The organism is Paraburkholderia sp. A3BS-1L, assembly GCF_051125215.1.
Classification (GTDB): domain Bacteria; phylum Pseudomonadota; class Gammaproteobacteria; order Burkholderiales; family Burkholderiaceae; genus Paraburkholderia.
This window is the reverse complement of record NZ_CP120446.1, coordinates 482,928-506,364: the sequence shown is the minus strand read 5'-3', so window position 1 is coordinate 506,364 and position 23,437 is coordinate 482,928. Positions and strand designations below refer to the sequence as shown.

Annotated in this window: 29 protein-coding genes; 22 read left to right on the top strand and 7 right to left on the bottom strand. The window is 61.9% G+C overall.

Annotated elements, in window-relative coordinates:
• The first annotated feature begins 44 nt into the window (after nucleotides 1–44).
• Nucleotides 45–998: a mechanosensitive ion channel family protein gene (locus P5W99_RS37940; RefSeq protein ID WP_434666947.1), complete on the top strand. Its 954-nt coding sequence runs from the start codon at nucleotides 45–47 to the stop codon at nucleotides 996–998.
• 40 nt (nucleotides 999–1,038) lie between these two features.
• A complete protein-coding gene (locus tag P5W99_RS37935) occupies nucleotides 1,039–1,848 on the top strand; it encodes an MIP/aquaporin family protein (RefSeq protein WP_434666944.1) in 810 nt (269 codons plus the stop codon).
• Nucleotides 1,849–2,387: 539 nt separating this feature from the next.
• On the opposite strand, the gene P5W99_RS37930 is transcribed toward P5W99_RS37935, so the two are convergent.
• Complete coding sequence (locus tag P5W99_RS37930; protein WP_434666941.1) at nucleotides 2,388–3,338, bottom strand: bifunctional enoyl-CoA hydratase/phosphate acetyltransferase; 951 nt, start codon at nucleotides 3,336–3,338, stop codon at nucleotides 2,388–2,390.
• 256 nt (nucleotides 3,339–3,594) lie between these two features.
• On the opposite strand from P5W99_RS37930, the gene P5W99_RS37925 reads away from it, so the two are divergent.
• The gene (locus P5W99_RS37925; protein WP_434666938.1) at nucleotides 3,595–3,786 is read left to right on the top strand and encodes a hypothetical protein; all 192 of its coding nucleotides are present in this window, start codon (nucleotides 3,595–3,597) and stop codon (nucleotides 3,784–3,786) included.
• A 75-nt stretch (nucleotides 3,787–3,861) separates the two neighbouring features.
• On the opposite strand, the gene P5W99_RS37920 is transcribed toward P5W99_RS37925, so the two are convergent.
• Nucleotides 3,862–4,104, bottom strand: a complete 243-nt coding sequence (locus P5W99_RS37920; RefSeq protein WP_434666936.1) for a hypothetical protein — start codon at nucleotides 4,102–4,104, stop codon at nucleotides 3,862–3,864.
• A gap of 497 nt (nucleotides 4,105–4,601) precedes the next feature.
• Here P5W99_RS37920 and P5W99_RS37915 point away from each other — a divergent pair, with 497 nt between their 5' ends.
• From P5W99_RS37915 to P5W99_RS37830, 18 genes are all read left to right on the top strand, one after another.
• On the top strand, nucleotides 4,602–5,066 hold the full coding sequence (locus P5W99_RS37915) for a hypothetical protein (protein WP_434666933.1): 465 nt from the start codon (nucleotides 4,602–4,604) through the stop codon (nucleotides 5,064–5,066).
• A 93-nt stretch (nucleotides 5,067–5,159) separates the two neighbouring features.
• Nucleotides 5,160–5,852 carry a CBS domain-containing protein gene (locus tag P5W99_RS37910; protein ID WP_434666931.1) on the top strand — a complete coding sequence of 231 codons (693 nt, stop codon included), beginning with the start codon at nucleotides 5,160–5,162 and terminating at the stop codon, nucleotides 5,850–5,852.
• A gap of 114 nt (nucleotides 5,853–5,966) precedes the next feature.
• A complete protein-coding gene (locus P5W99_RS37905) occupies nucleotides 5,967–6,308 on the top strand; it encodes a universal stress protein (protein ID WP_434666929.1) in 342 nt (113 codons plus the stop codon).
• 213 nt (nucleotides 6,309–6,521) lie between these two features.
• Nucleotides 6,522–6,725, top strand: a complete 204-nt coding sequence (locus P5W99_RS37900) for an STAS/SEC14 domain-containing protein (RefSeq protein WP_434666926.1) — start codon at nucleotides 6,522–6,524, stop codon at nucleotides 6,723–6,725.
• Nucleotides 6,726–6,822: 97 nt separating this feature from the next.
• Nucleotides 6,823–7,992: a 4Fe-4S dicluster domain-containing protein gene (locus tag P5W99_RS37895; protein ID WP_434666923.1), complete on the top strand. Its 1,170-nt coding sequence runs from the start codon at nucleotides 6,823–6,825 to the stop codon at nucleotides 7,990–7,992.
• Entirely contained in the window at nucleotides 7,979–8,437 is a 459-nt protein-coding gene (locus tag P5W99_RS37890) for a cyclic nucleotide-binding domain-containing protein (RefSeq protein ID WP_434666922.1), read from the top strand. Before P5W99_RS37895 ends, P5W99_RS37890 begins: the two co-directional genes overlap by 14 nt.
• On the top strand, nucleotides 8,424–9,278 hold the full coding sequence (locus tag P5W99_RS37885; protein WP_434666919.1) for an FAD/NAD(P)-binding protein: 855 nt from the start codon (nucleotides 8,424–8,426) through the stop codon (nucleotides 9,276–9,278). The genes P5W99_RS37890 and P5W99_RS37885 overlap by 14 nt, the downstream gene beginning before the upstream one ends.
• A 1-nt stretch (nucleotide 9,279) precedes the next feature.
• Nucleotides 9,280–10,056, top strand: a complete 777-nt coding sequence (locus P5W99_RS37880; protein WP_434666916.1) for an oxidoreductase — start codon at nucleotides 9,280–9,282, stop codon at nucleotides 10,054–10,056.
• Nucleotides 9,947–11,341 carry a Ni/Fe hydrogenase subunit alpha gene (locus P5W99_RS37875; protein WP_434666914.1) on the top strand — a complete coding sequence of 465 codons (1,395 nt, stop codon included), beginning with the start codon at nucleotides 9,947–9,949 and terminating at the stop codon, nucleotides 11,339–11,341. The genes P5W99_RS37880 and P5W99_RS37875 overlap by 110 nt, the downstream gene beginning before the upstream one ends.
• Complete coding sequence (locus P5W99_RS37870) at nucleotides 11,338–11,865, top strand: hydrogenase maturation protease (protein WP_434666911.1); 528 nt, start codon at nucleotides 11,338–11,340, stop codon at nucleotides 11,863–11,865. Before P5W99_RS37875 ends, P5W99_RS37870 begins: the two co-directional genes overlap by 4 nt.
• Nucleotides 11,858–12,145: a hydrogenase maturation nickel metallochaperone HypA gene (locus tag P5W99_RS37865; protein ID WP_434666908.1), complete on the top strand. Its 288-nt coding sequence runs from the start codon at nucleotides 11,858–11,860 to the stop codon at nucleotides 12,143–12,145. Before P5W99_RS37870 ends, P5W99_RS37865 begins: the two co-directional genes overlap by 8 nt.
• Nucleotides 12,142–14,472, top strand: a complete 2,331-nt coding sequence (hypF, locus tag P5W99_RS37860) for a carbamoyltransferase HypF (protein ID WP_434666906.1) — start codon at nucleotides 12,142–12,144, stop codon at nucleotides 14,470–14,472. Before P5W99_RS37865 ends, hypF begins: the two co-directional genes overlap by 4 nt.
• Complete coding sequence (locus P5W99_RS37855) at nucleotides 14,472–14,714, top strand: HypC/HybG/HupF family hydrogenase formation chaperone (protein ID WP_434666904.1); 243 nt, start codon at nucleotides 14,472–14,474, stop codon at nucleotides 14,712–14,714. Before hypF ends, P5W99_RS37855 begins: the two co-directional genes overlap by 1 nt.
• Nucleotides 14,711–15,856, top strand: a complete 1,146-nt coding sequence (gene hypD, locus P5W99_RS37850; RefSeq protein ID WP_434666901.1) for a hydrogenase formation protein HypD — start codon at nucleotides 14,711–14,713, stop codon at nucleotides 15,854–15,856. Before P5W99_RS37855 ends, hypD begins: the two co-directional genes overlap by 4 nt.
• Entirely contained in the window at nucleotides 15,853–16,908 is a 1,056-nt protein-coding gene (hypE, locus tag P5W99_RS37845; RefSeq protein WP_434666898.1) for a hydrogenase expression/formation protein HypE, read from the top strand. Before hypD ends, hypE begins: the two co-directional genes overlap by 4 nt.
• Nucleotides 16,909–17,165: 257 nt before the next feature.
• Nucleotides 17,166–17,564, top strand: a complete 399-nt coding sequence (locus tag P5W99_RS37840) for a CBS domain-containing protein (RefSeq protein ID WP_434668390.1) — start codon at nucleotides 17,166–17,168, stop codon at nucleotides 17,562–17,564.
• A gap of 12 nt (nucleotides 17,565–17,576) precedes the next feature.
• On the top strand, nucleotides 17,577–17,792 hold the full coding sequence (locus P5W99_RS37835; protein ID WP_434666895.1) for a BON domain-containing protein: 216 nt from the start codon (nucleotides 17,577–17,579) through the stop codon (nucleotides 17,790–17,792).
• 609 nt (nucleotides 17,793–18,401) lie between these two features.
• Nucleotides 18,402–18,647 carry a F0F1 ATP synthase subunit C gene (locus P5W99_RS37830; RefSeq protein ID WP_434666892.1) on the top strand — a complete coding sequence of 82 codons (246 nt, stop codon included), beginning with the start codon at nucleotides 18,402–18,404 and terminating at the stop codon, nucleotides 18,645–18,647.
• 358 nt (nucleotides 18,648–19,005) lie between these two features.
• On the opposite strand, the gene P5W99_RS37825 is transcribed toward P5W99_RS37830, so the two are convergent.
• Together P5W99_RS37825 and P5W99_RS37820 are read right to left on the bottom strand one after the other, a co-directional pair.
• Complete coding sequence (locus P5W99_RS37825) at nucleotides 19,006–19,695, bottom strand: CBS domain-containing protein (RefSeq protein WP_434666889.1); 690 nt, start codon at nucleotides 19,693–19,695, stop codon at nucleotides 19,006–19,008.
• A 162-nt stretch (nucleotides 19,696–19,857) separates the two neighbouring features.
• The gene (locus P5W99_RS37820) at nucleotides 19,858–19,932 is read right to left on the bottom strand and encodes a hypothetical protein (protein WP_434668387.1); all 75 of its coding nucleotides are present in this window, start codon (nucleotides 19,930–19,932) and stop codon (nucleotides 19,858–19,860) included.
• A gap of 509 nt (nucleotides 19,933–20,441) precedes the next feature.
• On the opposite strand from P5W99_RS37820, the gene P5W99_RS37815 reads away from it, so the two are divergent.
• Nucleotides 20,442–21,188: a beta-ketoacyl-ACP reductase gene (locus tag P5W99_RS37815; protein ID WP_434666886.1), complete on the top strand. Its 747-nt coding sequence runs from the start codon at nucleotides 20,442–20,444 to the stop codon at nucleotides 21,186–21,188.
• Between the two features lie 359 nt (nucleotides 21,189–21,547).
• Here P5W99_RS37815 and P5W99_RS37810 read toward each other — a convergent pair whose 3' ends face one another.
• The 3 genes from P5W99_RS37810 to P5W99_RS37800 all read right to left on the bottom strand — a co-directional run bounded on the left by P5W99_RS37810 (nucleotide 21,548) and on the right by P5W99_RS37800 (nucleotide 23,262).
• On the bottom strand, nucleotides 21,548–22,174 hold the full coding sequence (locus P5W99_RS37810) for an MFS transporter (RefSeq protein WP_434666883.1): 627 nt from the start codon (nucleotides 22,172–22,174) through the stop codon (nucleotides 21,548–21,550).
• 172 nt (nucleotides 22,175–22,346) lie between these two features.
• Nucleotides 22,347–23,048 (bottom strand): IS6 family transposase, encoded by a 702-nt coding sequence (locus P5W99_RS37805; protein ID WP_434666880.1) that lies wholly within the window; start codon nucleotides 23,046–23,048, stop codon nucleotides 22,347–22,349.
• Between the two features lie 88 nt (nucleotides 23,049–23,136).
• The gene (locus P5W99_RS37800; protein WP_434666877.1) at nucleotides 23,137–23,262 is read right to left on the bottom strand and encodes a hypothetical protein; all 126 of its coding nucleotides are present in this window, start codon (nucleotides 23,260–23,262) and stop codon (nucleotides 23,137–23,139) included.
• Nucleotides 23,263–23,437 lie beyond the last annotated feature (175 nt).

The window sequence follows — 23,437 nt, the reverse complement described above, 5'->3', positions numbered from 1 at the left end:
AAACTCAAAACGGCGCGCGTTTCAAAGCCTGCTAGGCGACGGTCATGGATAACCGACGAATTGCTGGAAAGAGGGTCTTTGGTGGAGTCGCGTTTATCACACTCACCGCGATTCTGGTGGGGGGAAACTACTTCCGTCGTCTGATGACGGATGCTGGCGCAGCAACAGCTGATGTTGCTCTCAGCGGCGCTACTATCGCGTGGTGGTGCCTCGCGGCCTGGTTGGCTGCAGCCCTGCTCCGATATGTATTGCACCGGTTTCTTTTTCCCTCTGACGGACAACTCAAGAGGCGCGAAATCCTTTCCGATCTTGTCTCTGGATTGATCTATCTTGGCGCTCTGTTCGGCATCCTGAAGTTTGCGTTTCACCAACCAGTAGTGGGACTGGTAGCGACGTCGGGGATCGTTGCTGTGGTGCTCGGGCTTGCACTGCAAAGTACCTTGGCCGATCTCTTTTCTGGCATAGCGCTCAACATTGAAGGCCCTTTCCGCGCCGGCGACTGGATAACGGTCGACGGAGCCAGTGAGGGCGAGGTAATCGAGATCAACTGGCGGGCGACGCGGCTTCGCGACCGGAGCGGCGACATTACGATTATTCCGAACAGCAGCATCGCCAAATCGTGCGTAACCAATCACTGCCTACCCAGGAGGCCTCACCCTGCCAGCATCAGCATCGACTTCGACGCCCAGTCATCCGCCGACACGGTAACAGAGGTCCTCATCGCGGCCGTCCTCAAAGGCAGCCATGTGCTCCGCGACCCGCCCCCAGAAGTCACGGTGCAAAGAATCCGCGGCCGGACGGTCTCCTACAGTGTAACGTTCTATGTGGTCAATTTCGCCGAAATCCCTTCGGCACAAAGCGCCGCGCTCAAGCAAGCGCTATCGGGCATATCAAGTTCCCGCCTGCGACTTTCCAGTCCGCGAACGGGTGCATCTGTCGCGCCGGAGGCAAAACCGGTCACAACAGCTATGCCGATGGAAACCCGGACAGGTCGATAGGTGCCACCCATCGCTATGAATTCAACTATTGGAGGTCAAGATGAAATCAGGAAAGGAGATCGAGAATAGCGGCCAGCAGCAACGTATGCTTCGCGAAACGATGTCCCCCACTTTTCTGGATTCGTCGGTTGAATGGCGGCGTATTTTCTCGGAGATCTGGAGAACATTCCTGCTTGTCGTGGTGGCCGCTGGCGCGGACGTTGTCGCAGCGAAGAGCGGGGGCGCAGTCAGCCAGAGCATGGCCGTGGTAGCGCCGGGTCTGATGGTCATGGTCATCATCTACTTCATGGGGACGGTAAGCGGCGCACACCTTAATCCGGCCGTCACCTTCGCCTTCGCGATACGGCGGAATTTTCCATGGGATCGCGTTCCCGGCTACATCTTCGGTCAGTTTGTGGGGGGTATCGCGGCCGCAATCTTCCTGCGCATTATGTTTGGGACTGTTGGCGACCTCGGTGCAACGAGACCAGGCACAGACGTGAGTTCCCTGCAGGCGCTGTTAATGGAAGTGCTGCTCACTGCCGGTCTGGTAAATACAATCTTGGGCACCGCCTCGGGCGCGCGCAACATTGGGAACAATGGCGCCATCGCGGTCGGCAGCTACATCGCTGTCGCCGGGCTATGGGGTGCGCCGATCAGCGGCGCTTCGATGAACCCGGTGCGCTCACTTGGTCCTGGCCTCATTCTTCGGGATTTTGACGCGGCGTGGGTCTATGTAATCGGGCCATTTGCCGGGGCGCTAATAGGTGTAGCATTCGAGTCAATTCTGAAGGGACCACCGACTGCGACTGGTGCGATCGCCGCGCAGGGCACGCTGGAGAGAAAGAAGGTACCACCGCGTCCACGGTAAGAACCTCTGTCGAACCACAGACTTTTGAAACGGCAAAAAGAACGTCGACGCGGCGGTTTTGTTACCACGCCGCCTGGCCTCGGCACCGCTGCGGCCGGCAACCGTCCTGAATGGTCCCGACCTACCGCGCGTCGCGATGATATCGATGCCGCTCCGTGGCGGCCGGATCGTCGCCCTTGCGTAGTCAGCGGTCGAGTCCGTGCAACGTAGCAAAAATCCCGCGCCTATGAGGGGCATCGTATATCGATCGTCGTGATGTCCAAGCGCAAGGCGGGCAGACACGCAGTGGAACTGAGCCGGATCGGACCGGCAAACAGGGCATCGGCCAGCAGCACATCAAGTAAAAACGCAACGCTGACTGAAACCTGATAGTTGTGTAGACAACTAGACTGTAAGTTTCCGGATTTTTGTCTGGTCATTTTTTCGGTTGCTTCTTGATTTGTATGAACTCACGCATCTGCTGGCGCGAGCGGGCGATTATCTCGTACAGCCGATCGGTCTTCAAGGCGAACCCAGTTCGACTGGTTCAGTCTGCAGTTTCAAATCAGGTCGAGATATCGTTGCACGCTTTTCTCAATCCGGTTCTGACGCTTGTCGAACCTGCCCGCGGCATCGAGCGTAGAGCGCAATTTGCCGGTGACAATCTCGCCGGCGGAGAGTATTGCGACACGCGGCTCGGCAATGCCCAGCGCATGTGCGAGATCGATCGCGTTTTGAATTATGTCGCGCTCGTCGTCGAGGGTGGGAGAAACGTTAATGGCTGCGTCTGTGACGAATAACGGCCTTGGATAGGCGGGCGCGTCGATCGCAAAGACGTGGCTGATACGTCGCGCTGTGCGCAAGCCGCGCTCGTCGTCGACCACGACGTGCATCAGTTCATCGGTGTGAAGCGCGCCTTTCATGAGTGCCTGGACCTTGCCGGTTCGAGCCATCGCCACGGCTTGCGCGGCCGCGGCTTCGCTATCCGCGGTGGCCACGATCTTACAGGGCGTGAGATCAAGGTGGGCCCGATCCGCAGTCGCGCGAATGCTTGCATCTGGTCCGACAAGTAGCGGGATGATGAGGTTCGCACGCGCGGCCTCGATGGCACCAGCGAGTGATGCCGAATCCACTGGATGCACGACGGCGGTTCGTAACGGCTCGAGTCCGCGCGTCATTGCGATGAGACGCGTGTAGCGTCGACCTTTCTCGAACAGTTCGAATTCGGGAAGCGCTTCGGCCGGACGCAGGATTTTTTCTGTTGGAGCAACGACTTCTGTAATGCCCGTGATGACGTCCCCGCCACGCTGGTCAACAGCACGGCACTCCAGTGTGACCCGATGCCTGGCGTCGTCCTTGCCGATGACGCGTACCGACACGGTAATCGTGTCGCCGAGTGCGAGCGGTTTCGCAACGTGAAGGGACTGGTCCACGCAGACAGTGCCGGGCCCGGGAAGGCGCGCGCCGATTACGGTCGAGAGCAGGGCGCCGGCCCACATGCCGTGTGCCACGTTATTCTATTCGGCAACGGGGCACTGCGTGCGATGCTCTGGTCCAGACTCATGGTGGTCGCATCCCCAGCCATGGCGGAATACAGTTCGAGGTCGCGGTGCGTGAGCGTTCGCACCAAGCTCGCCGAGTCGCCAACGTTTAACTCCGCGTATGTGCGGTTTTCGATTCGTTCCATGGTGTGTCCTCTGACCCGACTCCATAGCGGTCGTGAGGGTGATCAGTCGCACAACGCGCTTAACTTGAAAACTATCGTCGATGAATCTGGATGTCGAATTAATCGACGTCAAGGAGGTGGGACCCTGCAAGGTGATGGAAAGGGAAGGCGCGGTGATCAAAGCCCGCGGTTTTCGTGGCCCAACCGGGACCCGCGTGGAGATGGGCGCGCAGTTCAAAGTGCTCGACAGGGCGCGGCGGCGCGACCTGAGTACGTCGGGTATCTTTATATAAATTTATATAAGCGTTTTGTATTTGCCGCTGGGGGCAGCGCTCACGTTCCGCGCGCGGATCGGGCGATATGCTCGTTCACAGGCCGATGAAATAAAGCTGTACACCAGCTTGCTCGGCCCACGCCCGGAAGTCGTCGATATGAGCAAATTCGATCTCCCGGTCATGATAGACGCAGCAAAAGCCGAATGCTGTTGCGTAGACGATGACCCACTCCGGGTTGTTTTGGAGACCGGCATGCAGCGCGGACTGCAGATCGCTCCAGTGCACCGCAGTGCCAATCCACTGACCCGCCGCGTCCAACCAGCGAAAGTGTTTCACCTCAGACTCCACTTCAGGTGCGTTCTCCGCAGGCAACGCGACGCGCGCTCAATACTTCCGGGCAATGTTGCGCTCGGCGGTGCCCGGGCCGTGCGAGGAGAACGGATTTTCGTCCCGCGTCACGCATCATTGGCTTTCACCGCGTGTGCATCCACAGTTGCGTAGCAAGAATTTCGATTATTTTTCTACCCAATAGAAGTGCAGGTCCGCGGGAGTAGTCTTGCTGAGCCTGACCACGCGGGTCTGGACCTGCCCACCATTGCTGCGCTCACCGTGTATTGCCCGGCCGGTACCTTCGCGAGGAAGAACGGTCCGCTGGAGACGGCACTCATGAGTATCTTGCCCTGCGCGTTCTGGATGGACACGCGTACGTCGGAGAGGTACGCGCCGGTACCTTTCGTTGCAAACGTCGTACGGAGGTTATAGTCCTTCCTGCGCGAATGGCCTGCTGCTGGCCTGCGCCAATTCCGCCACTGATATAGACCACGCAGCCCTGCGTGGAGGGCGACAACGGCGACAGTTCCCGCGCCAATATCCCGGGCGCCACCGCTAACGCGCCTGACGCCAGCAAAGACGTAATTAAGCCGTTCAACCGTTTCATCATATGCCTCCAGCAAGCCGCTACAGCGACCCAGCGGGAACCGAAACCGGTTCATGATAATTTGCAGGCTAGTGCTTCGGCGGAACAGCGGATTGACCTGAATCATCAAAGGGCATCCTGCCCTGGCGAGCAGGTTTTCCCGTTACATGGCCGCCGCAGCCCGCGCAGCGCCGGGACGCAACCGTTGATTTGGGAAATCGCATACGTTGCGGGGCACCCCGGGCCTGAGATTGCCCGCTGGGGCAAACAGCACGCGCGTGGGAAACCCGAGTTAAAGCGTGCGGGCTCGACCGTCCCGTCACAGGCAACTGCGCGCCGGGCGGACGGAAAAGCCATGGCGATCCACCTTGAAACCGATTGATGCAGGTCAACGTGCCCGTGTCGGGCCAGCATAGGCTCCTTCTACGGCAACAAACAGCGGTGCGCGAAGCGTTCAGGGTGCAAGGAGATGGCCATGCAAGCTGTCGACGTCATGAATCGGGATGTCGTGTCGGTCAAGCCGGACCTGACCGTGCGGGAAGCAGCAGCACTTCTCGTCGAACACGAAATTAGTGGAGCGCCGGTCCTCGACCCGCAGGGACATTTGCTCGGCATGATCAGCGACGGTGATCTGCTGCATCGGGTTGAACTCGGGACGGGAGAGCCCCGCCGTTCGCGCTGGCTCGAAATCTTCTCAGCCAGTCATGATGCCGCAGCCTATGTCAAGGCGCACGCGCGGCTGGTGAAAGACGTCATGACGGCGGGCGTAGTCACCGTCGACGAGGCGACGCCGCTAGATGAAGTCGCCAGTCTTCTTGAAATCCATCACATCAGACGCGTGCCGGTGATGCGCGGAGACGAGGTGGTCGGCATTGTCAGCCGGGCCAATCTTGTTCAGGCGCTCTCCATTGCGCCTCTTGAGCCCAATACGCTTCAGGCCGTGAGTGATCGCGAGATCCGGGCCATGCTGATGGGGGAGATTGCCAGCCATAACTGGGCCCTGTCTGGCCGCAACATCATTGTCAGGAACGGCGTCGTCCACCTGTTTGGTTACTACGTGTGGTCCCCCGCTCAGGTGCAGGCATTGCGGGTCGCGGCTGAAAGCGTACCTGGTGTGAAAGCGGTCGAGGATCATACGTGCGCCACACCGGCCACGGTGGGAATGTAGCGGGCAGGGCAGGACGATCATGAACTGGATTGTCGCGGCGATAGATGGTTCCGGGGGGCTAACAGGGCAGTCGAGTATGCGGCCCGTTGGGCCAGTCGCGAGAACCTGGGACTTTTGATCGTCAATGTCATCGGCGGATACGGCCTCCCGGAAAAAGCGCTCAGAAGCCTGACGCAGGCGCGCAAGGTCTGGTTTGACGAAATGTTGGCAGCACTTTCCGCCGAAACCCTCAAGGACGCGCGAGACCGCGCATGGTCCATCGGGGCTAAATCGGTTGAACTGGAATCGAGAGCCGGAGAGGTCGCCCCAACGCTGATCGAAATTGCTGGGCAAAAGAACGCCCAGACGATTGTCGTCGGCAAGCGCGGGACGGGACGCGTTGCCGGTCTGCCGCTGGGCAGTGTCTCGCAGGCGCTCGTGAGTCTCGCATCCGTGCCGGTGGTCGTTGTACCCTGACTCGGGCGTTTCTCCTGGTTTGCCAGAGGCGCCAAAAGGAGCAGAGATAATAGAGATAGTGGCAAATCTGCCGGACGGTGTTGCGAGATTTGTAACAAAGGGGCGCGTGACAAGAAAGGACTACGAAAACGTCCTGATTCCCGCGATGGAGCGGGCGCTCAACGCCCACCGGAAGGTGCGGTGCTATTTCGAAGTGGGCCGGAGTTTTCCGGCATGGATCCCGGCGCCGCATGGGAAGACTTCAAGCTTGGCGTGCAGCACCTGACGCAATGGGAACGCGTGGCGGTTGTGACGGACATCGAGTGGATGCCGATCACCCTCAGCGTCTTCCGCTTCCTGATTCCCGGGGAACTGCGTATCTTCGACGTTTGCCAGTCGGCGCAGGCGCGCGAATGGCTCATCGAGGGTAAGGGGTGACCAGCATGGCGTCGCGGGACTCGTGATGCGGGTCTTAACGTAGTCCGGATACGGCACGCAATGAGCTCCGTGAGCCGTTGAGGATGTGGTGACATACATGATCGACCATTCCCCAACCCGGGAGCTGTCGGTAATCGGCTCCCGCGAGGGCATCCAGTCCCTGGTCGACGCACTCGCCGGGCAGGGCTATCGTGTGCTGGGACCGACTATGAAAGACGGTGCGATCGTCTACGACGATGTGGCCAGCGTCGACGATTTCCCCGCAGGCTGGACGGACAGGCAGGACGCGGGGCGCTATCAGCTCGAACGACGCGGGGATGCGGCGCTCTTCGGATTTGCTGTCGGCCCGCACTCCTGGAAGCGCTTTCTGCATCCCCCCGTCGAAGGCCTGTTCACCGCGCATGAGGGCGATGATGGCGTCGTGACCTTCTCGCCCGCCGCGGAAATGCCCCGGAAACTCGCGTTTATCGGCGTACGCTCCTGCGAACTCCACGCGATCCAGGTGCAGGATCGCGTTTTCAGTGGCGGCCCCTGCGTCGATCAAGGTTATGCATCGCGCCGGCAGGATGCCTTCATCGTTGCGGTCAATTGCGGGCAGGCGGGCGGAACGTGTTTCTGCGTGTCCATGCAAACGGGACCGGCTGTCGAATCCGGATTTGATCTCGCGCTGACGGAATTGCCTCAGGATTTCGGGGGAGCGCTTGTCGTCGAAACCGGTAGCACTGCGGGCGCGGCGCTCCTCGAGGGTATTCCCCATCAGCCGGCAACGGACGCGCAGATGGCGGCGGCACAGGCCGTCGTGGCGCACACGGCAGGCCAGATGGGCCGCTCGATGCAGACCGACGGAATCAGGAATCTCCTTCTGGATAACCCGCACCATCCGCGTTGGGCCGAAGTCGCCGACAGGTGCCTGAGCTGTGGCAATTGCACGATGGTCTGTCCGACCTGCTTTTGCACGACGGTGGAGGACCATTCCGATCTTTCGGGGAACACCGCCGGGCGCATACGCAGCTGGGATTCGTGCTTTACCCTTGATTTTTCGTATATCCACGGGGGCAGCGTGCGCCAGACGAGGCAGTCGCGCTATCGCCAGTGGCTGACGCACAAGCTCGCCAGCTGGATCGATCAGTTTGGCACCTCCGGCTGTGTCGGTTGTGGACGGTGCATTACGTGGTGCCCGGTGGGCATCGATATTACGGCAGAAGTCGCGGCATTGCGGGCGGCGCCGGATACCGCCCGTCATGGAGAGGACGATGGAGGGGCTTGAGCGCATCCTGGCCGGGCACCCGTTTTTCGCCGGCTTCGAGGCCGGGCATCTGCGGCTCGTTCAGGGCTGCGCGCGAAACTGCCGGTTCGACGAGGGGCAGTATCTTTTCCACGAGGGCGAGCCCGCTGAGGAGTTCTTTCTGCTCCGCCATGGACGCGTCGCGCTGGAGATTGTCGAACCAGGACGAAAGCCGGTCGTGTTCGAGACGCTGGGCGAGGGCGAGACCGTCGGCGCATCGTGGCTCGTTCCACCGTATCGATGGTTGTTCGACGTACGGGCGATGGAGCTGACGCGGGCGATCGGCATTGATGCCGCCTGCCTGCGTGGCAAATGCGAAAGCGATCACCATCTTGGCTACGAAATGATGAAGCGCTTTTTGCCGATCCTCACGCAGCGCCTTCATGCCACCCGCCTGCAGATTCTCGATGTCTATGGAAAACGCTGAGGCCGTCGAAGCCGGGCCCGACAATCCCTTTGTACCGCGCAGCTATCGCGTCGTGCGCAGGCACCGGGAACTCGCGGATACCGTCAGCCTGGAGCTCACGCCTTTATCGGGTGTGCGTCCAGCCTTCGCGCCCGGGCAGTTCAACATGCTTTACGCTTTCGGTGTGGGCGAGGCTGCGATCAGCGTGAGCGGCAATCCGGCCGCGCACGACACGTTCGTCCACACCGTTCGCGACGTCGGGGCGGTCAGCGGTGCGCTCTCCAGGATGGCCGCAGGCGCGCTCATCGGCTTGCGCGGGCCATTCGGCAAGGGCTGGCCGATGGAGGCAGCCGCCGGGACGGACATCGTCATCGTGGCGGGCGGGCTCGGTCTTGCGCCGCTGCGCCCTGCCATCCACGACATTCTTGCCAATCGGGGACGCTACGGCCGGGTCGCCATCCTGTTCGGCTGCCGCCACCCCAAAGAGATTCTCTATCGCGCCCAACTGGAGCGATGGCGTCGGCAGCTCGACATCGAGGTCGACGTCACCGTTGACCACGCGGATGCCGGCTGGCGTGGCCACGTTGGCGTCGTGCCTTCACTGGTCACCCGCGCGACATTCGACATCAGCGCGGCAACGGCACTCATCTGCGGACCGGAAGTGATGATGCGCTTCTGCATCAGCGCGCTGCGCGAGAAAGGGTTGCCTGCCGAGCGGATCTATCTGTCGATGGAGCGCAACATGAAGTGTGCGATCGGCCTGTGTGGTCACTGCCAGTTCGGGCCGGCCTTCATTTGCAGGGACGGGCCGGTGATGCGCTACGACGGCATCGCGAATTTTCTCACTGTACGCGAGATATGACATGGGAGACCTGCGGCGGCCACGGCTCGCTGTCTGGAAGTTCGCCTCCTGCGATGGGTGCCAGCTTTCGTTACTCGACTGTGAGGACGAACTGCTTGCACTCGCCGGAGCGATCGAGATCGCGAACTTTCCCGAAGCATCGAGTATGATGGGCGGTGGCCCCTACGATCTGTCGCTCGTGGAAGGTTCGATCACGACCGCCCACGATGCGAGGCGCATCCGTCAGATCCGCCGGCAATCGCGGCACCTGGTCACGATTGGCGCGTGCGCGACGGCAGGCGGCATTCAGGCGTTGCGCAATTTTGCCGACGTGAAGGAGTGGGTTGCCGCAGTCTATGCCTCGCCGCTATACATCAGGACGCTTGCGACGTCCACGCCTGTTTCCGCTCACGTTCCGGTCGATTATGAATTGCAGGGCTGTCCGGTCAACAAGGTCCAGCTGCTCGAGGTGATTTCCGCGTTTCTCATTGGCCGCAAGCCAGCGATTGCGGCACACAGCGTGTGCGTCGAATGCAAGCGACGCGGCACCGTATGCGTCATGGTGCAGGGCACGCCTTGCCTCGGACCGGTGACGCATGCCGGCTGCGGCGCGATCTGCCCGTCGTTCCGGCGCGGCTGCTACGGTTGCTACGGCCCGATGGAGACACCCAACACGGCTGCGCTCGCGCGTGAATGGCAGGCGCTGGGCGCCAGTCCGCGCGAGATACACAGGGCCTTCCGGACGTTTAACGCCGCAGCGGAGCCGTTCCGGAAGGAGAGTGAGGTCCATGGCGACTAGAACGAGAACGATCAGCGTCGACTACCTCGCTCGCGTCGAAGGAGAAGGGGCGCTCGAGTTGCGCATTCGAAACGGCCGGGTGAGTTCGGCCCGGCTCAATATCTTCGAACCGCCGCGTCTGTTCGAAGCCATGTTGCGAGGGCGCGGCTATTCGGAGGTTCCCGACATCGTGGCGCGTATTTGCGGTATTTGTCCGGTCGCCTATCAGATGAGCGCCGTTCACGCGATTGAAAACGCCTTCGGCGTGCGAGTCGACGGACAGCTTCGAGCGCTGAGGCGGCTACTCTATTGCGGCGAATGGATCGAGAGCCATGCGCTGCACGTCGTCATGCTGCACGCGCCGGATTTTTTGGGGTTTCCGGATGCCGTCTCAATGGCCCGCGAACACGGCGATGCGGTCCGGCGCGGACTTGCGATCAAGAAAGCCGGCAACGAGGTGATGCGCACGCTCGGCGGCCGTGAAATTCACCCGGTCAACGTCAAGGTGGGGGGCTTCTACCGCCTGCCTGAACGGGCAGAGCTCGCACCGCTTGCTGCCAGCCTCGAGCGCGCACGCGATATGGCAGTCGAACTCGTGCGGTGGGTCGCCACCTTCCCGTTTCCCGAGTTCGAGCGCGACTACGAGTTTGTCGCGTTACGCCAAGCCGAAGAGTACCCTTTCAACGACGGGCGCCTCGTTTCGAGTCGCGGTATCGACATCGAGACTTGCGCCTACGAATCCGAGTTCGAGGAGCGTCACGTTCGTCATTCGACTGCGCTGCATGCGTTCGTCAGACGGCGCGGTGCGTATCTCGTCGGTCCGCTGGCGCGCTATGCGCTTAACTTCGAGCGTCTGCCGGCGCATGTGCGCGCGCTTGCCGGTGAGGTCGGCCTGGGCCCGGTCTGTCACAACCCGTTTCGCAGCATTGTCGTGCGCGCGCTGGAGATCGTCTTTGCGTGCGACGAGGTGCTCAGGCTGATTGCGGCCTATGAGCCGCCGGAGCTGGCAGCAATGCCTGTCGAGCCCCGTGCGGCAGTCGGCTATGGCTGTACGGAGGCGCCGCGTGGCATATGCTGGCATCGGTATGACATTGCCGCGGACGGCGCAATCCGGAGCGCGCGAATCGTGCCGCCGACATCGCAAAATCAGGCGAGCATGGAGACCGACCTTGCAGCGATTGCAGCACCGCTTGTCGACGAGCCTGACGAAGTGATCCGGGATCGTTGCGAGCGCAGCGTGAGGAATTACGACCCGTGCATTTCGTGCTCCGCACATTTTCTCAAGTTGACGGTGGATCGACCATGACAAAGGCGACCGGAGAACAGGCTTTTCAACCTGGAGCGCGCTGTGTTCGCGTAATCGGGATCGGCAATCCGGATCGCGGTGACGACGGCATTGGCTGTCTCGTCGCGCACCGGCTCGCCAGTCGCCTGCCGGCCGATGTCTCGGTACTGACCCGCAGCGGCGACATGATGGATCTTGGCGACGACATGGAGGCTGTCGACGCGCTGATCTGCATCGATGCTGCCGTGCCCGATGGATCGCCGGGTCGCGTCAGGCGGGTCGATCTGGCAACCGGCCAACTCGATCGGACCATGTCGTTCGCGTCCAGCCATGCACTCGGACTGGCGGAGGTGATTGCGCTTGCCGAGGCGCTCGGCACCGCCCCGCAGGACATCGTCGTCTATGCAATCGAGGGCGCTTCGTTCGACGCTGGCGCACCGATGACACCCGAAGTCATAGCCGCCGCTGACGAGGTTGTCGGGCAGGTCGTCGCGGAAGCGAACAGGCTTCGGCGAAACGTGCGGGAGGGGACTGACAATGCATGAAACAGGAATCGTACGCGATCTCATCAGCCGCATCGTGCGCGCGGCCCATGAGGCCGGTGCAAGCAGGGTCAGTGGCGTGCATGTGTGGATTGGCGCGCTCACGACCTTCTCGCCGGAGCATTTCCGTGACCACTTCGAGGAGGAGGCCCGCGGTACCGCTGCAGAAGGGGCAGCATTGCACATCGAGCCTTCGGACGACACGCGCCACACGCAGGCGCAGCATGTGATTCTCCAGCGGCTCGAACTCGACGTGCCAGAGAGCAAGGACGATACGGGATGAACTCGCACCTGCTTGCGCTGCCGGCGCGGGAACCGCGCGAACGGCTGCATATCGAGGCGAGCGGCGCCGTGCAGGGCGTCGGGTTCCGCCCGTTTGTGCACCGGCTCGCAGTAAGTGAAGGACTCGCCGGCTTCGTATGCAACACGGGGCAAGGCGTGACGCTCGAAGTCGAAGGGCCGCTTGATGCACTGAAGCGATTCGTTGCAAGGCTCGAGAGCGAAACGACGCCGCCTGCTTTTGTGCAGGAGCGGCGTATACGTCAAGTCGAGCTGAAAGGCGAGCAAGGGTTCGAGATCGCGCCAAGCATACGCAGTGAGGGAAGTCTTGCCGTGGTACTGGCAGACCTCGCGGTCTGCGCGCAATGCCTCGAAGAGGTGAGCGACCCGTCTAACCGGCGCTATCGTTACCCATTCACGACATGCGTACGGTGCGGGCCGCGCTTTTCCATCATCGAAGACATCCCTTACGATCGCGTGCGCACGACGATGCGCCGCTTTGCGATGTGCGCTGCCTGCCAGGCCGAGTACGATGACCCTGGCTCCCGACGTTTTCATGCTGAAACCAATGCGTGCCCAGTTTGCGGGCCCCGGTTGATGCTATGGGGTGCAGCGGGACGGGAACAGGCGACGGGGCGCCACGCGTTGAAGGAGGCGGCGGATGCGCTACGCAGGGGGGCGATCGTCGCCATGAAGGGCCTGGGCGGCTTCCAGCTCCTCGTCGACGCACGAAATGACCTTGCGGTGCGGCGTCTACGGGAGCGCAAACACCGTCCTTCCAAGCCTTTCGCGATCATGGTGCCCGGCTATGAAGATGCGCAGGCGCTCGCCGAGGTCTGCCCTGCGGAACAGCACCTGCTGGGCTCTCCTGCGGCACCGATCGTGCTCCTGCGCTCGCGGGCGCAATCAGACCAGATCGCATCGAGCGTCGCACCGGCAAACCCATGGCTCGGCATCATGCTGCCCTATACGCCACTGCATCATCTGTTAATGCACGATCTCGGTTTTCCCATCGTGGCGACCAGCGGCAACCGGGGAGGTGAACCGATCGTTGCGGACGAGCATGAAGCGCTCGACAGGCTCGCCGGGCTGGCCGACCTCTTTCTGGTGCATGACCGGCCAATTGCGTGCCCGGTAGACGATTCGGTTGTCCGTGTGATCGCAGGGGAGCCCGTGGTCCTGCGGCATGCCCGGGGCTATGCTCCGCTTGCGCTGACATTGAAGCCGGGCCACGCGCGTAATACTGAGACCTGCCTGGCGCCAGGTGGGCATGGAAAGAGCGCGATTGCGGTTGCGTCGGGACCGCAACTCGTGTTGGGACCGTATATCGGCGACCTGGACAGCAGCGTGGCGCGCACCGCGTTTGCACGCTCGGTCTGCACGATGACAGCGCTCTACGGCGTGGTGCCGCAGAGCTTCGCATGCGACGCGCATCCCGACTATTACAGCACACAGTATGTGCAGCGTAGCGCCGCATGTGTAAAGCGCGTGCCGCACCACGTCGCTCATGTTCTGGCAGGGATGGTTGACAACGATCTCGATGGGCCGTTGCTCGGGGTCGCCTGGGACGGCAGTGGATACGGCGGCGACGGTACCGTCTGGGGCGGGGAGTTTCTTGCGCTTGGGCGCGACCGCTATCGTCGCGTGGCGCAATTGCAGCCATTTCGCCTGCCTGGAGGCGAGGCTGCGGCACGGGAGCCATACCGTGCGGCCCTTGGCGCGCTGCATGCGATCTATGGCGATTCCGCATTGACGATGACGGGGTTGCGCCCGGTCGGGGTGTTGACGGCGCGCGAACGGCAGCTCTTTTCGGCGATGCTCGCGGGCGGCATCCATTCACCCTGGACATCGAGCGCCGGACGGCTGTTCGATGCCGCTGCGGCCATCCTGGGCGTATGCCAGCGAGCAAGCTTCGAAGGTGAAGCCGCCATGGCATTGGAAGGCACCGCAGAGCGTTCGCTTGATGTGTGCGAGCTTGCCGGCCCGGTGCTGCGCGAGGAGGGCGGCAGGCTGATCGCAGACTGGCGGCCAACGCTTGCCGCGCTCGCGCTTGCAAGCCAGGAGAATGTTCCGGTGGCGGTGCTCGCTGCCGCGTTTCACAGCGCGCTCGCGGACCTCATCGTCGTTGTGGCACGGCAGATCGGTCTTCGCCGCGTGCTGCTGACAGGCGGCTGTTTCCAGAATGCGCGGTTGACGGGGTTCGCCGTTGTACGGCTGCGCGCGGCGGGTTTCGAAGTCTGGTGTCATCATCGCGTCCCGCCAAATGACGGCGGCCTTGCCGTTGGACAGGCGGCATTCGCGGCCCGGCCATTGATCGAGGAGACAAGCTGATGTGCCTCGCCGTTCCAGGAGAAATACTGAGCATCGACGGAGACGATCCCCTCACACGGCAGGGACGTATCGCCTTCGGCGGTATTGTCAAACACGCGAATCTTGCCTTTGTCCCGGAGGCAAAGCCCGGCGACTACGTACTCGTGCACGCGGGCCTTGCGATCGCCGTGATCGACGAAGACGAGGCGCTGAAGACACTTGCATGCTTCGCTTCTACGGATACGGCAGGAGATGCAACATGAAGCATCTCGACGAATGGCGCGACGCCGTTGAGGCCCATCGCATTGCTGATGCCATCGCCAGGATCACAACGCGCTCCTGGACCATTATGGAGATTTGCGGTGGCCAGACGCATTCGATCGTGCGTTACGGGATTGACCACATGCTTCCCCATGGCGTTACGCTGCTGCACGGCCCGGGCTGTCCGGTCTGCGTGACGCCGGCGGGGATGATCGATGCTGCCATTGGGATAGCGGGTCGCCCGGAGGTGACCTTCTGCTCGTTCGGCGACATGCTCCGGGTGCCGGGCGAGGACGGCAGTCTCCTGGCTGCCCGGGCACGCGGTGCCGACGTCCGGATCGTTTACTCGCCGCTCGACGCGTTGGCGATCGCCCGCGGCGAGCCGGAGCGCGCGGTCGTGTTCTTCGCAATCGGCTTCGAGACTACGGCGCCTGCGACCGCCATGGCGGTGCTACAGGCGGAGCGTGAGCAGATACGGAACTTCTTCCTGCTCGTGTCCCATGTGCTCGTGCCACCGGCAATCGAAGCCATTCTGGGCGATCCGGCGAGTGTCGTGCAGGGATTCCTGGCAGCGGGGCATGTATGCACGGTGATGGGCTACCGCGAGTACGAGCCGATTGCGCGCCGGTATCGCGTTCCTGTCGTCGTGACGGGTTTCGAGCCGATTGATCTGCTGCAGGGCCTGTATCTGTGCATCCGGCAGCTCGAGGCCGGCAAGGCAGAGGTGGAAAACCAGTACTGCCGTGCCGTGCGGCGCGACGGCAATGTGCTGGCACGGGAAGCCATCGAGAAAGTGTTCGCGGTGCAGGCGCAGCACTGGCGCGGCATGGGCGAGATCGCGCGAAGCGGGCTCGGACTCGCACCCGCCTATCGCTGCTTCGATGCGTTCGATCGCTTCGTGCAAGGAGCGATGCCGGTCGAGCGGACCGGGGAGTGCATGGCTGCCGAACTGTTGCGTGGCCGCAAGAAGCCTGCCGACTGCCCGGCGTTCGGCACGCGCTGCACGCCGGAGCATCCGCTCGGCGCAACCATGGTGTCCTCAGAAGGTGTTTGTGCGGCCTACTATCGCTATCGCCGTGCAGAGACGATGGAAGGTCGAGAAACAGATCACGGCGCAAGTCACGACACGGAGAGATCGATATGAGCGAGCCATCCTATGCGTCGCTGGCCTGTCCCGCGCCGGCCATCACGAGCGGCATCATCGAACTGGCGCATGGAGGCGGCGGACGACTCACGCACCGTTTGATCGACGATATTTTTCGGCCTGCATTTGCTGTGGCGCCCGACGATTTTACGCATGATGGCGCCGTGCTCGGGCTGGAATCCGATGGACAGCAGCTTGCGTTCACGACCGATTCCTACGTGGTGCGGCCGTTGTTCTTCCCGGGCGGAGACATTGGCACCCTGGCGATCAACGGCACGGTCAATGATCTGGCGATGTGCGGTGCCGAGCCGAAGTATCTGAGTGTAGGCCTCGTGATCGAGGAAGGTTTGAGCATCGACTTGCTGCGAAAAGTCGTCGAATCAATGCGAACGGCCGCGGTTTTCGCGGGTGTGCGAATCGTGACGGGGGATACGAAGGTTGTCGAACGGGGGAAGGGTGACGGCCTTTACGTGAACACCTCAGGTGTGGGGCTGATTCGCGCCCGCTCACCGGTTGCTCCGCAACGTGTGGAACCGGGTGATGCCGTGATCCTGAGTGGCGACATCGGGCGGCATGGTGTCGCCATTCTGGGGGTTCGCGAGGGATTGGGGTTCGAAATGGAAATTACGAGCGATTGCGCACCGCTCTCCGCCGCCGTGCTCGCGTTGATCAACGCCGGAATCGAAATCCACTGCCTGCGTGACCTGACCCGCGGAGGACTCGCCACCGGACTGATCGAGATCGCGGATACCGCACATATCGCCATCGAACTTGACGAGTCTGTGATTCCGGTCTCGGATTCGGTACGCGGCGCGTGCGAAATACTGGGCCTCGATCCGCTCTATGTGGCTAACGAAGGCCGGTTTGTTGCGCTCGTGCCGCCTGAGTACGCAGCGCTCGCGCTCGAACACCTCCAGCGGTTTGACCAGCAGGCAACCATCATCGGCCACGTCGAAGCCGGTGAGGGCAATCCGGGTGTGCGCCTGCGCACGATTGGCGCGGTGCGAGCGCTGGACATGCTCAGCGGTGAGCAGTTGCCCCGCATCTGCTGATTGGGAGCGAACCATTTTCTTAGGATTCACACACTGCCGCTGCCGCAGCTCGCGGCTGGACGTCGTGCAGTTGATCATGACGAGATTTGCGACGGCGTGGAGCATGCACCAATGCGCGCGTCGATCCACTCCATAACCCACGCGCCCACGTTGACGTATGTCAACCCCCCAGGTTCCCCGGCGCTTACGCTAAGGGTGGATTAACTGTCGACGTGAGACGGTGAGACACGACGCACGAGGAGGCGGCAACATTGCTGATGGAGCATGGGATCAGCGGCGCACCCGTGATTGATTCAAACGGTGAGTTGGTGGGGATGATCAGTGAGGGCGACTTTCTGCACCGACAGGAACTTGGAACGCAAAAACGGCGCCGTTCATGGTGGCTTGAACTGTTCGTTTCGAACTGCGACATAAGTGACTATGTGAAAGCGCACGCCCACTTGTTCAGGGACGTGATGAGCACAGAGTTGTTCACGGCCGGGGATTCGACGCCGCTTGACCAGGTCGCTGACATGCTCGAGAAACATCACGTCAAGCGTATGCCGGTCATGCGCGACAACAGGGTGGTCGGGGTTCTGAGCCGGGCGGATCTGGTGCGGGCGCTCGCGACTTCGCCTTCAGAGACGCCGCTCGCCCAGACGCACAGCGACCGGTAGATTCGGGCCCGGATGATGGATGAATTGTCGGGACAACATCTGTCATTCCCGGGACGCAACATCATTGTGCGCAATGGCGTGGTTCACCTCTGGGGCTATTACGTGTGGTCGCCGGAGCAGGTACGGGCAGCGCGCGTAGCGGCAGAAAGCATCCCGGGGGGCAAGTCGGTAGAAGACCATACTGGTGGGACGCCGCCGCTCGAGGAGATGAAACGGGGATTGTGGTAGCCGGTATTGGCCTTGATGCAGTGCGAACTGCCTCGTGGCCGGCGGACGTGTGTTTTTGCCGGGTGCGTTCCCTTACCACAGCGCGCTCCAGACAATTCATGCGCGCCGTAGCCGCCGGCAGCAGTTCGAGGCGAACTCTCATCATGGGAATGCGGAGCGGTTTGGGCCATCCCCCCGATATCTGTGTCGGAATGGTGAAGTTGGACCGCGTGCTCGATTTCTTCCACGCGCCGATGCGGAAGGTCGATCATCATCAGCAGTTCGCCCTTTCGGATCGCTAACACTGGAAACCGCGTTGACGCATCGGCACATCATGAGCAACGCCGTGAGTTGGACGAGCTGTTTAGCGGGACTCAGGCTCCCTGACATGTTCATAGCCCATCTGCCATTGCGTGGGGTGTTCCGCGTGGCGGCCGCACCGCGAGGCGACTGCGATGAGGCGCCATATGCGAAGGGGGAACTTTCCCCCGCATGGGCGGTGCCAGGTGGCTCCATTGAGTTCCTGGCAACCGGTGTCAATTCATTTGCGCGCGCCGCTTGCCATGGCGTTCGTCGGCGCCGCGGCGGATCGCGTGCAGGCGAGCCCAGCCATCATGAACAAGGACAACCATGAGCCTCCGCGAAATCGTCAGCATTGCCGCCGCCGTGCTCGCCGTGTCGTTTGGCGCCATCGGACCGGCGCTCGCCGAAGGCCGCGCCGTCGCCGCCGCGATGGACGCCATCGCGTGCCAGCCGGACTCCGCGGGCACCATTTCGCGCACACTGTTCGTCGGCCTCGCGATGATCGAAACCATGGCGATTTACTGCCTCGTGATCTCGCTCCTGCTGCTGTTCGCCAATCCGTTCGTCAAGTAAGGCAACGCCTTGCCATGCATATCGACTGGTCGACGCTGCGCCCCGCGGCCCTTCAATGCGCTTATGCTGGTGTGGCTCCTCGCGCGCTTCCTGCTCTGGCCCATGGCGGACATCGTTGCGTCGAGACAGAAAGCGACGCTGGCGCAGCTTGCGGATGCCGAGGCGAACTACCGCGCAGCGCGGGCTGGGCGGGCCGCCGCGCTCGACGAACGAAAAAGCGCGGCTTGCCGCTTCGCGCGAGGCAACAGTGCAGGCCGCACAGGCGGACACGGAAGCACACAAGGCTACGCAACTCGCGGCGGCACAGACTGAAGCTGTGCACCTGCGCTCGCATGCCAATGCCCCTCGGAAACGTCCTTTAGTAAAGTGGCGCGGACGCATAGTCCAAGTGACATTGCACCTCCCTGACGCCTGAGACGTTCTCAGCAGCGACGCGGATGGCGTTTCGTTCGTCTTCACTCCTAATCACACCCCACAGGTGTGCAACGCCATTGGTGACAATGACGTTTTGTGGCTGTAGTGCCCAGCGGCTCCTGCTCAATTCATTCAGGATCGCGCGGCGTATTTCCGAATCACTCTGGGTGACGCTGTGGCGCAAATCGGGCCCAATGCTCGCCAGTACCCGAATGAGGTTCGCACGACTGACCAGCCCCGTCACTTTGCCATCCCGCAGCACAGGGACACGCTTGATTCGGTGCCGGTTCATCAACTCGGCGATCTCGGCGAGCGGCGTTTCCTCCTTCGCGGTGACGACGTCGGTGGTCATCACCTCGCTTAAGAGCCGCGAGTGTTCCTTCACGTATTCGCTGGCCAGCTCTCGCGTCGAGGCAAAGAATTCCGACAACCGTCCGCGCCGCTTCATTTCCGTGCCGATTTCAGTGCGATGCAGCAGATCCCCCTCAGTAACTATGCCTACCAGTTTTCCGTCTGTGTCAACGACGGGCATGCCACTGATGTGATGATCGGCCAGCATTTTCGCTGCTTCCTGAACTGTGATGTCGGGCCGCGCCAGTACCACTGCCGTAGCCATTACATCGATTGCACGCATCGCTGTCTCCTCTCTTACAAAGGTCATGGCGTGGAATGAATCGTTGTCATCCATCGATCATGAGGAGCGGTGGTATCGCGCCATGAGAACCAATTCATTTTTTATGATAGGTCCGGCCGATATAAGTAGCTTGACAGAAATCAGATTGAGTGCCGACTTGGGTCATGTCTTCCCGCAGACGACTGCATGGAAGGTGCGTCCGCCGCGACTGGTCACGATCGCTGCCGCAGTCTTCATCAGTGTTTCGCAATCAGGTAGCGTGGCGTCGGCCACCTGCACCTCGCCGGGCCGGAAGGCTGCCAGCTTGTGCTTGTGCCGGATGATGTGCGCCAGCCCAACGGCGATCTTCTCGCCCAGCTTTCAGCACCGTCCCGAATCGTTCGGGCGGAAGCTCTCGAAGGCCGGTGGCGCGCGCCGGGATGCGATGGGCTCTGTCGTACCTTGACGATGTTGAGAAGGCACCCTCGAGCGCTTTCGTCCACATGAACAAGGATGCCGCGGTACTCCATGATCGGCGCTCCACGATGGACCGGACACCCCGCGGTGTCCCGTGCGGTTCGCTCTGCGCGCCGCAGCCGATTTTCAATTGACCTGGGTCAACCATCCGCCGCCGCCCGGACGGCCAATCTGCAATTGATGCATGTCAATCGCCAGCCAGGCACGGTCCCTATAGTTGACCTGCCGTTGACCTGCCTTTCGATTGCGCCGATTCGCGGCCGGTCGCCATTTTGCGAGGAGGAGTTGCCATGCGTAGCGAACGCGTTGCCTTTGTGAGCGGCGGGATGGGCGGTCTGGGGGCCGCGATCAGCCGCAGGCTGCACGATGCCGGCCTGATCGTCACCGTATCGCATTCGGAGCACAACGACCACGTGGTGCGCTGGCTCGATCGTGAAAGCGCGGCGGGCCGCACGTTCCATGCGTTCGGCGTCGATGTGGCGAGCTATAACTCGTGCGAGGAATGCGCGCAAAGGGTGCTGGCGCAATTCGGCGCGGTCGACGTCTTGATCAATAACGCCGGCATCACGCGCGACGCGAGCTTCATGAAGCTCACGAAACGCGAATGGGATGAAGTGATGCATCCGAATCTCGACGGCGCATTCAATCTCACCAAGCAGTTCCTTCCGGGCATGGTGGAGCGGCGCTTCGGCCGCGTCGTCAATATCAGCTCGGTGAACGGTTCGCGTGGCGCGTTCGGGCAGACGAACTACGCGGCATCGAAGGCCGGTATCCACGGCTTTACGATGTCGCTCGCCCTCGAAGTCGCGAAGCATGGGGTGACGGTGAACACGGTTTCACCCGGCTATCTCGCGGCCGCGATGGTGGAGGCAGTGCCGCAGGACATCATGGAAAAGCGCATTTTGCCGCAGATTCCGCTGGGCCGGCTCGGCCGTCCCGAGGAGGTGGCCTCGCTCATTGCCTACTTGTGCTCGGACGATGGCGCGTTCGCCACGGGAGCCAACTTCGCCGTCAACGGCGGCATGCACATGCATTGAGCGGCGGGCCGATGTGCCAGGCCAGTTGATGCAGATCAGTCGGGGGACGTTCGCGCGGCGGCGCGAGGCTGAGCCTCCGTCGCCGCGCCACGAATACAATCAAAAGGAACGGAAAGCCGCTGTGAGTCCGGCTGTCGGCTGGTCGCCGTCACCACGGGCGCTTCGACGTCCGCGCGAGACTCGAAGGCGTTCGGGGGGGCGAACTGGGTAAGCGGTTATGCTCTGCAGCGCATAGACGCTTGCCTTGCCGCTACCCCGTCTACGGCCACCAAGACAAAGGTACCCACATTGTCGCCGCGGTGGTCACTTAACCATTCCCCCAACTGACGACGGTGTGCTTTCTCCGCACCTTCCTGGAGTCACAGCCGCGCCGTCGTTCGCGTCGAGCCTTGCGGCGGCTCGACGGGTTGGCGCCGAGCCGGCGTGGCATACAGGAGGCCGGTCAGCAGCAGGCTGGCGATCGCGAGGACCACGTAGACTGCGTAGCCCCGTGCGTAGCCGATCGCCCCCATCGTCTGTGCGACGTGGCCTAGAATCGGCGGTACTACGAAGCCGCCCAGCGCACCTAGTCCGCCGACCCAACCGGCCGTACCCCCCACGGCGTCGGGGACGTAATGCGGCACGAGTTTGAAAACGGCCGCGTTCGCGATCCCCATCCCCGCCGCTACCAGTACCTCGCCGGCCGCCGACATGCCGAAGCTCTGCGACAGCGTCATCATGACGGCACCGGCGAGCAGAAGTCCATAGGCGGCGAACGCGACCTTTTCGCCGCCGAACCGATCCGACCAGCCCCCGGCCGGCACGCGAATCAACGACGAAAAGAGCGAGAAGCCAGCGGTCAGGCCGAGCGCGACCCAGTGCGGCGCACGATAGAACGTTCCCCAAAATGTCGGCAGCCAGGCGGTCAACGCAAGAAATCCTCCGAAGGAGGTGAAATAGAGCGCAACGAGCGGCCAGGTGCGCCAGCTTGCCGCGGAGTCGATCAATGCGCGGGAAATGCTGGGCGCCGGGAACAGTTCCTGTCCATACGTCTTTGCGGCCGCGCTTGCCTGTGCTTGCGGCGTGCCTCGGCGGCGCAACTGGAAGTAGGGTGCATTGAAGCCGGTTTTGTCGCGGTAAGGATCAAGAGGCGAGCGGGACCAGTATGAAAAGTACTGCTTATGTTGCGAGACCGTAGAATTGATCGGCGGCCGACGGTTCGGTTCCGAAAGCACACTTCATCTGCCCTTTCGCGATCATGTGCACAACCTCAATACCGGCCAGAAGGATCCGGGCACAGCGAAAAGACTTGAACGCCAGCATGGGCCGGGTGCGACGCTTGATCGCCCTGTGGTCCTGCTCGACCACGTTATTGAGATATTTGCACTGGCGGATCCTGATGGGCACGTCACGATCGACATTGATTGCTTCGAGCGCGGCGAGATTGGCGCCGCTTTTGTCGATGGTTACTGTCTCGGGCACACCGTTCTGGGCCATTGACTTCTCAAAGTAGCGCCGGGCTGCAGTCTTGTCCCGGTGGGCACGAAGCAGAAAATCAATTGTGTTGCCATCCTTGTCGACTGCACGGTAGAGATAGCGCCATTCCCCCTTGACGCGAATATACGTCTCGTCCATGCGCCAGCTCTTGCGAACCGGCTGCTTGTGGCGGCGAAACGCTTTCTCCAGCACCGGCAACAGCTTGATGGCCCAGCGGTGCACAGTCGAATGATCGACCGAAATACCGCGCTCAGCCATCATGTCTTCAAGGTGCCGCAGGCTCAGTGGATAGGCCACGTACCACCGCACGCACGTCAGGATCACGTCGAGCGGATAATGCAGGCGCTTGAGCACTCGGGCTACAGCCGGATTCAACGTCTTCATCGAGCTTTCTGTCGTTCATGTCGTCCCGCACATCATAGCCGATCGCCTTATTGCAACAGAACCACGAGTATTTGGTGTCCAACCGGGCTCATCGATACCACTGATGATGATCCAGATTGCGCAGGAGCTTGGCCCTGCGCCGTTCACGGCGATAATGAACAGCAACCGCAACTGCCGCGATAACGAGCACGATCACGCCGATGGTGATACCCATGCTGTATTGGTCCAACGCAAACTCCCCAGATATTCCCGAGTCGCGGCCCGCCTGCCGCAGGCAGGCATACTGGAGTCGATGCCCGTCCGATGAGCCTAATATTCACGGCCATGTCTATTGCCCGCACAATGCCCGCTGTCTCACCCATACTGGCGTCAATCCCGCTTTCACACCG